Genomic DNA, 7,011 nt, shown 5'->3' with positions numbered 1-7,011 from the left:
GATCGCGGCCGCGCTGACGCCGCTCGCCCCGCACTCCGGGCTGACGATCCTCGCGGCGCTCGCCCTCGTCGCCCTGCTGGCGAGCGTCGCCCGCGACTGGGCGGCCGCGACGGGACGCGGTCGCTTCGGGGCGTCGCGGTCCGGTGGGGCCGCGGTCGACGACTGATCGTCGCGGTCGACACGGGCGATCGTCGCGACAGACACCACCGACCGTCGCGGCCGACACGGTCGACCGTCGCCGCCGCCGATCGAATCACGCGACCGAATCACGCGGCCGACGACCGGCCCGATCGGGGCACGAGCGGGCGGCCGGCGGAACGCGGAAGGTGCTGGACGAGGACCGTGCGAACATGGACCGCCTCGCGGATCGACTCCGCGAGCGCCTCGAACGCACCGGCTACGCCGCGCGCTACCGGCTCGCGGATCTCTCGTACGCGGTCGGCGTCGCCACCCCGACTCGCACCGTCGCGGGCGCCTACTGGAGCTACGAGCCGACGAACGCCCACGGCGACGACCCCGGACTGGCCGCACTGGACGCGCTGGCGGACGACGCGACCGTCCTCGACGTCGGCGCCCACGTCGGCGAGTACGCCGTCCCCCTCGCGCGCGGGACGGGGCGGCGCGTCGTCGCCTTCGAGCCCGACCCGCTGTCGGCGGCGCGGCTCGGGCGGACGGTCGCGCGAAACGGGGTCCGGGATCGGGTCGACGTGCGACGCGTCGCCGTCGGGGCGACCGACGGGACCCGGCCGTTCTACCGCTCGTCGTTCTCGAAGCTGTCCTCGCTCGATCCAGCACACGCTGGCGCGTGGGGCGCGACGGTCGAGGCGGTCGAGACGGTCCCGGTCCGCCGGATCGACGACCTCGTCGGCGAGTCGGTACCCGCGCCGGACGGGATCAAGATCGACGTCGAGGGAGCCGCGGACGCGGTGCTTCGCGGCGCCGAGCGGACGATCGAGAGTCACCGGCCGCTGCTCGTCGTGGAGAGACACCCCGACGATCGGCGAGCGTCGATCCGCGAGCGGTTGACCGACCGCGGGTACGCGATCGAACCGGCGGCCGACGCGTGGATCTGTCGGCCGGAGACGGCCGACGGGTGAGCCGGGTTAGCCGGGTCGGCCCTCCCGCTCGCGTCGGTACAGGATCACCAGCACCGCGACCAGCACGGCCTGGGCCACCTTGTCGACGACCTCGATCGTCGAGATCGGCGGAAACGGTCGGTTGAAGGCGTACCAGAGGACGAGCTGGCCGGCCGTGAAGGGGACGCCGAGCAGGTAGACGAGCCGGCGGCGGTACGCGAGGAGGACGGCGGCGATACCGACCAGAAAGCCGACCGTCGCGAACAGGAACGCGAGACCGAACGTGCCCGTCGGATTCCGCACGCCGAGGCCGAAGTGGACTCCGGCGGTGACCAGCGCCGCGACGACGCCGACCCAGTGAAGCGGCGTGAGCGTCGCGGTCTCGAGGCGATCGAACGGAGCCGGCACGGCCGACGATTCCACGAACCGACGATTAGTTCCTTCCCTCCGGATCGGCCCTCTCTCGCGGGTCGCCGTCCTCCCCCGGGTCGCCGTCCTCCCCCGGGTCGTCGTCCTCCCCCGGGGCGGCGGCCCGCGTCGGGACGGCCCCGCTCCCGACGGGTCGCGCTCGGCGAGGGCGCAGCGACCGTCTCGCGACGTACGAGGCTCGCGAAGTTTTATCACTCGACACGTGATGGTCGAAACCAATCTTGGCGCATCCGAAGGGCAGCGACGCCCCCGCGAGGCGAGAATTCCGCGCTCCGCCGGCGATCGATCGGCGAGCGGCGAGGCCGAGCGCCGCCGAGGCCTCGGGATGGCGAGCGGGGAGGTACGACCCGCGAGCGGCGAGGCCGAGCGCCGCCGAGGCCTCGGGATGGCGAGCGGGGGCGCGACGATGAGCGCGACCGACGGGGTGGCCGTCGAGTTCGTCGGGCCGGGGGCGGTCGACGTCGTCCGCGTCGACGGCCCGGAGCCGGGGCCGGAGGCGGTCGCGGTGGAGACGATCGTCTCCGCGGTGAGCGCCGGAACGGAGCTGCTGGTCTACCGCGGCGAGGTCGACCGCACGTCCGTCGCCGACGAGCAGCTCCCGGGACTCGACGGCACGCTCTCGTACCCGGTCCGGTACGGCTACGCGGCGGTCGGCACGGTGACCGCCGTCGGCGAGCGGGTCGATCCGTCCTGGCTGGGCGAGACGGTCTTCGCGTTCAACCCGCACGAGAGCCATTTTCTCGCCGACCCCGAGGACCTGCTACCGATCCCCGACGACCTCGCGCCCGAGCGAGCCGCACTGCTCGCGAACGTCGAGACCGCGGTCAACTTCCTCCTCGACGCCGGACCACGGATCGGCGAGCGCGTCGCCGTCTTCGGACAGGGCGTCGTCGGGCTGTTGACGACGGCGCTGCTGTGCCGGACCGACGTCGAGACGGTGGTCGCCGTCGAACCGCTGGCGCCGCGTCGCGAGCTGGCCGAGCGACTGGGGGCAGACCTGACGGTCGATCCCGACCGCCGCGATCCCGTCGCCGCGGTCCGCGAGGCGACCGGCGCCGTCGACCTCGCGATCGAGGTGAGCGGACGGCCGTCGACGCTGGAGACGGCGATCGGGGCGACCGGCTACGACGGCCGCGTCGTCGTGGGATCATGGTACGGGACGAAGCGCGAGCCGATCGGGCTCGGCGAGCACTTCCACCGGGGGCGCATCAGCGTCGACTCCAGCCAGGTGAGCACCGTCGATCCGGCACGTCGCGGACGCTGGGACCGCTCCCGACGGCGCGATGTCGCGCTCTCCCGACTCCGCGAACTCGACGTCGATCGACTGCTCACCCACCGGATCCCGGCCGGCGAGGCGCCCCGCGCGTACCGACTGCTCGCCGATCGACCGGGCGACGCCGTCCAGGTTCTGCTGACGTACGAATGACTCGACGAGCACGATTCCACCGATGACCGAGCCCGAGCGCGAGAACGGACCGACCGCCACGAGCTACACCGTCACCGTCGGCGAAGCCTTCGTCGCACAGCACCACCTGACCGTCCCCGGCGCCGGTCCGGAGGGAAGGGTGCACTCTCACACGTTCGAGGCCGAGGCGACGTTCCGCGGGCCCGCACTCGGCGAGCGCGGCTACCTGCTCGACATCGACGCGGCCACCGAAGCGCTCTCGACCGTCGTCGACCGCTACCGGGACGAGACGCTCAACGACCACCTCGAGGGGAATCCGAGCTGCGAGCGCCTCGCCGCGGCGATCCACGACGACCTCCGGGACGCCCTCGAAGCGCCCGCCGTCGAGGACCTGGTGGTGACCGTCCGCGAGGACGAGACGGCGGTCGTCACCTGCGCGGGCCCCTTCTAGCCGATGCGGATCGGCCTCGTCGTCGCCGGCGAGCTCGACGCCGTCTCCGGCGGATACCTGTACGACCGCAGGCTGATCTCGTTCCTTCGGGAGCGGGGTCACGCGGTCGAGGTCGTCACCCTCCCCGTCGAATCCTACCCGCGACAGCTGCTGGCGAACCGCCGCGATCTGGCCGAGCGCCTCGCGGCCGTCGACGTCGTCGTCGAAGACGGCCTCGCGGGGCCGTCGCTGCTGGTCGCCAACCGTCGGCTCGACGTGCCGACCGTCGCGCTCTGTCACATGCTCCGGAGCCGTGCGGCGGCCGGGTCGGGACCGCTCCGCCGGCGACTCGTCGCGACGGTCGAGGAGCGCTTCCTCCGGGGCGTCGACGCGGCGATCCACAACAGCGGAGCCACCCGGCGCGGGGCCCGCGAGCTCGGCTGTCCCCCGACCGACGTGATCGCACCGCCGGGAGGCGATCGGTTCGATCCCGACGTCGGCAACGACGAAATCCGCGGGCGGGCGGAGGACGGTCCGCTCGAAGCGTGTTTCCTCGGAAACGTGATCGAGCGAAAGGGCCCCGACGTGCTCGTCGAGGGGCTCGCTCGCGCGGACGTCGACTGGCGGCTGACCGTGATCGGCGACGAGACGATCGAACCCAAATACGCGAGCGCGGTTCGCCGACGGGTCGCCGATCGAGGCCTCGCGGGCCGCGTGACCGTCGAGGGCCGGCTCCCGGACGACGCGGTCGCGAATCGACTCCGGAACGCGCACGTCCTCGCCGTCCCGTCGCGCTACGAGCCGTTCGGGATCGTCTACCTGGAAGGGATGAGCTTCGGGTGCGTCCCGCTCGCGACGACCGAGGGCGGCGCCGCCGAGTTCGTGACCGACGGCGCGTCGGGACTGCTCGTCCCGCCGACGCCCGACGCGGTCGCGAACGGAATCGAGTCGCTCGCCGACCACGACCGGCTCGCGTCGCTGGGAGTCGGCGCCCGGCGGGCTTACGAACGCCAGCCGACCTGGGACGAGAGCCTCGCGCGGGTCGAGCGATTTCTCGCGGAATTGGTGGACGGCGGCCGCGTCGGCCGGGGTCGTGACGCTGACGGAGGCGAGCGCGCCGCCGACACCGACACCGACGACGGGACCGAATCGACGCCGTCCGTGACCGAGGGCGAGACCGAATCGACGCCGTCCGTGACCGAGGCCGAGACCGAATCGACGCCGTCCGTGACCGACGACGGGACCGAAACGGGAGGGCGGTCGTGACCGACCACGTCGCCTACCTCGAGGCGAAACGCGGCGTCGACGACCGGTCGCTGAGCCGCCGGGCGCTGCGGAGGGCTTTCGAACCGCTTCCGGACGAGCCGCGGATCCTCGAAGTCGGCGCAGGCACCGCGACGATGGTCGAACGCCTCCACGAGTGGGACGTCCTCGACGCCGGCGAGTGGATCGCCGTCGACAGCCACGCCGGTGCGATCCGGCGCGGGCGAGAGCGGTTGCTCGCGCGGGCGGACGCGAGGCCGCTCGACGGCGCCGGGGCGAACGGCGCGAGCCGGTCCTCGTCGGACGGCCGATCGGACCGCGGCGTCGCCCTCGGAGACCTCGAGGTAGAACTGGTCCGGGCGGACGCCTTCGCCCACGCGGAGCGGGCCGAACCGGCGTCGTTGCTCGTCGGCTGCGCGTTCTTCGACGTCGTCGACCTCGGTCGACTGTCAGCGTTCGAGCCCCTCGCGGATCGCGTCTACGCGCCGATAACGTACGACGGGACGACCCGCTTCGAACCCGCCGACCCCGAGGACGACCGCGTGCTGGGGACCTATCGTGAGCACATGGCGCGCTGCCGGCCGGGCTCGCCGGACGGCGGCGAGGCGCTGCGGGCGGCGCTGTCGGCCGTCGAGACCGCGGCTCGCTCGCCGTGGGTGATCGAACCGCCGTACCGGGCTGGCGAGCGGGTCGTCGTCGAGCACGTCCTGGGGGCGATCGAGTCGGCGGTCGGGGAGCTCGGCGTCGACGCGAGCGCGTGGGCGGGTCGGCGGCGCAGGCAGCTCGCCGCGGACGAGTTACGGTACCGGGCCGAGAACGTCGACGTCGTGGGACGGCTGTGAACCGACGGTTCAGCCGCCGCGGTCGCCGCCGGGTTCCAGCGCCACGAACTCCAGCCCGCGCTCGGCGAGCATCCGTCGGGCGCGATCCGTCGCCGAGGGCGCCACCAGGATCCCCCGAACCGAGGCGTCGGCGTGGAGGTCCCGGTCGAGCGCGTCGACGTAGCGCTCGAGCTGGCCGACGGCGTCCGGCCCCGCCCGACTGCGCTTCAACTCGAGGACGACCGCCCGACCGTCGACGTCCTCCCCGTAGACGTCCACGGCGCCGGCGGCGGTCTCGCGTTCGGTCACCAGCGGGGTGAATCCCGGCTCCACGAGACCCGGCTCGTCGAGGATGCGATCCTTGAGATCCTCGTGCGTGCCCGACAGCGACAGGGACTCCTCGTCGGCGAGGTCGAACGCCGAGACCTGCAGGACCCGCTCGAAGGCCACGAGGAGCTCCTCCGCCGGAGTCGAGCGGGTCGAGCGTACCAGCAGGTGACCGTCGTCGCCATCGTCGCTTTCGGCGACCCCCTCGCCATCGTCGCTCTCGGCGACCTCCTCGCCATCGTCGCTCTCGGCGACCTCCTCGCCATCGTCGCTCTCGGCGACCTCCTCGCCGGCGTCCCTCTCGGCGACCGCCTCGCCGGCGTCGCTCCCGGCGGGAGCCTCGACCACGCGCTCGACGGCACACGTACACCCCGGCGGCTGCCAGTTGACCGGCTGTCGACCCGCGGCGGTGTGAACCATCACCGTCCCGTCGGGCTTGACCATCAGGTGACGGTCGCCGGGCCCGAGGCTGCTCGTCGCCCGACCCTCGTACTCGACGGTGCAGCGGCCGACGACGGTGACCACCGCGCCGCGCTCGAGGGCGTCGGCGACGGCGTCGCGGGCGGCCGCGAGGCTCGGCCGGGCGATGGTGCGGACGCGCTCGTCGGGGTCGGCGGCCGTCACTGGCGGGCGCTAGTCGTCCGGAGGCCAAAAGCTCCCCGTCGACGCGCCGTTCGGGCCGACCCGGACCCGTCAGTCGGCGGGGAATCGGATCACCTCCCGGTCGCCACCCCAGTCTCCCAATCGGTCCGTCACCAGCGCCGCCGCCGCTTCCGACGGCAGGGAACCGCGGTCGCGACACGCCGACGCGACCGCTCGGGCGCCGCGGAACCAGGCGCCGACCCGGACGTCGTCTCGGGGATCTCGCGGGTCGACGGCGACGAGCAGCCCGCCTTCGACGCCGACGGGACCGAGCCACAGGACGCGGTAGGCCCGGACCCCGTCGATCTCGACGACGTACAGCGCCTCGTGAATCGGGGGATCGACGTGCGTCTCGAGGATCGTCTCGAACGGGACGCCGACGGCGATCGGATCGGCCGCGACCGGATCCGTCTCGGGGTCGGCGAGCCGGCACGCGAGCGTCGGCTCGGCGGCCCCCCAGTGGGCGTAGTGGACGTCGTAGCGGCCGTCGCCGCGGACGTACGCGACCAGGGCGCGTCGGCCCACGGTCACCACCTCCGCCGCGGTCGTCGATCCCGTGGCGGCCGTCGAATCCGGTTCGTTCGCACGGGGAGCCTCGCCGCCCCTTCGGGTATAAAG

The 7,011-nt window shown here is 73.3% G+C and carries 8 protein-coding genes; 5 read left to right on the top strand and 3 right to left on the bottom strand.

Annotated features, from left to right (window positions below):
* The first annotated feature begins 326 nt into the window (after window positions 1-326).
* Entirely contained in the window at window positions 327-1,097 is a 771-nt protein-coding gene (locus QZT59_RS15675; RefSeq protein WP_290818540.1) for an FkbM family methyltransferase, read from the top strand.
* Window positions 1,098-1,103: 6 nt separating this feature from the next.
* Here the strand turns inward: QZT59_RS15675 and QZT59_RS15670 are convergent, their stop codons facing one another.
* Window positions 1,104-1,484, bottom strand: a complete 381-nt coding sequence (locus tag QZT59_RS15670; protein WP_290818538.1) for a hypothetical protein — start codon at window positions 1,482-1,484, stop codon at window positions 1,104-1,106.
* A 427-nt stretch (window positions 1,485-1,911) separates the two neighbouring features.
* Here QZT59_RS15670 and QZT59_RS15665 point away from each other — a divergent pair, with 427 nt between their 5' ends.
* Genes QZT59_RS15665 through QZT59_RS15650 form a run of 4 tightly spaced genes read left to right on the top strand, consistent with a single transcriptional unit; the run spans window position 1,912 to window position 5,445 of the window.
* A complete protein-coding gene (locus QZT59_RS15665) occupies window positions 1,912-2,931 on the top strand; it encodes a zinc-binding alcohol dehydrogenase (RefSeq protein WP_394348665.1) in 1,020 nt (339 codons plus the stop codon).
* A gap of 22 nt (window positions 2,932-2,953) precedes the next feature.
* Complete coding sequence (locus tag QZT59_RS15660) at window positions 2,954-3,361, top strand: 6-pyruvoyl tetrahydropterin synthase family protein (protein WP_290818534.1); 408 nt, start codon at window positions 2,954-2,956, stop codon at window positions 3,359-3,361.
* Window positions 3,362-3,364: 3 nt separating this feature from the next.
* Window positions 3,365-4,606, top strand: coding sequence for a glycosyltransferase family 4 protein (locus QZT59_RS15655; protein ID WP_290818532.1), 1,242 nt, complete (start codon window positions 3,365-3,367; stop codon window positions 4,604-4,606).
* Complete coding sequence (locus QZT59_RS15650) at window positions 4,603-5,445, top strand: hypothetical protein (RefSeq protein WP_290818530.1); 843 nt, start codon at window positions 4,603-4,605, stop codon at window positions 5,443-5,445. Before QZT59_RS15655 ends, QZT59_RS15650 begins: the two co-directional genes overlap by 4 nt.
* Window positions 5,446-5,454: 9 nt before the next feature.
* Here QZT59_RS15650 and nucS read toward each other — a convergent pair whose 3' ends face one another.
* Entirely contained in the window at window positions 5,455-6,375 is a 921-nt protein-coding gene (gene nucS / locus QZT59_RS15645) for an endonuclease NucS (RefSeq protein WP_290818528.1), read from the bottom strand.
* 69 nt (window positions 6,376-6,444) lie between these two features.
* Window positions 6,445-7,011, bottom strand: a 567-nt coding sequence (locus QZT59_RS15640) for a DUF6735 family protein (RefSeq protein WP_290818526.1), incomplete at its 5' end; no start/stop codon positions are given.

The organism is Halovivax sp. (assembly GCA_007119345.1).
Classification (GTDB): Archaea; Halobacteriota; Halobacteria; order Halobacteriales; family Natrialbaceae; genus Halovivax.
Note: the sequence above shows the minus strand (reverse complement) of the source record. Positions and strands in the feature narration are given on the sequence as shown.

Bases quoted from the DNA above. Each gene is read 5' to 3' on its own strand.
- QZT59_RS15655 (WP_290818532.1), top strand. From the start codon at position 3,365: ATGCGGATCGGCCTCGTCGTCGCCGGCGAGCTCGACGCCGTCTCCGGC.
- QZT59_RS15660 (WP_290818534.1), top strand. From the start codon at position 2,954: ATGACCGAGCCCGAGCGCGAGAACGGACCGACCGCCACGAGCTACACC.
- QZT59_RS15665 (WP_394348665.1), top strand. From the start codon at position 1,912: ATGAGCGCGACCGACGGGGTGGCCGTCGAGTTCGTCGGGCCGGGGGCG.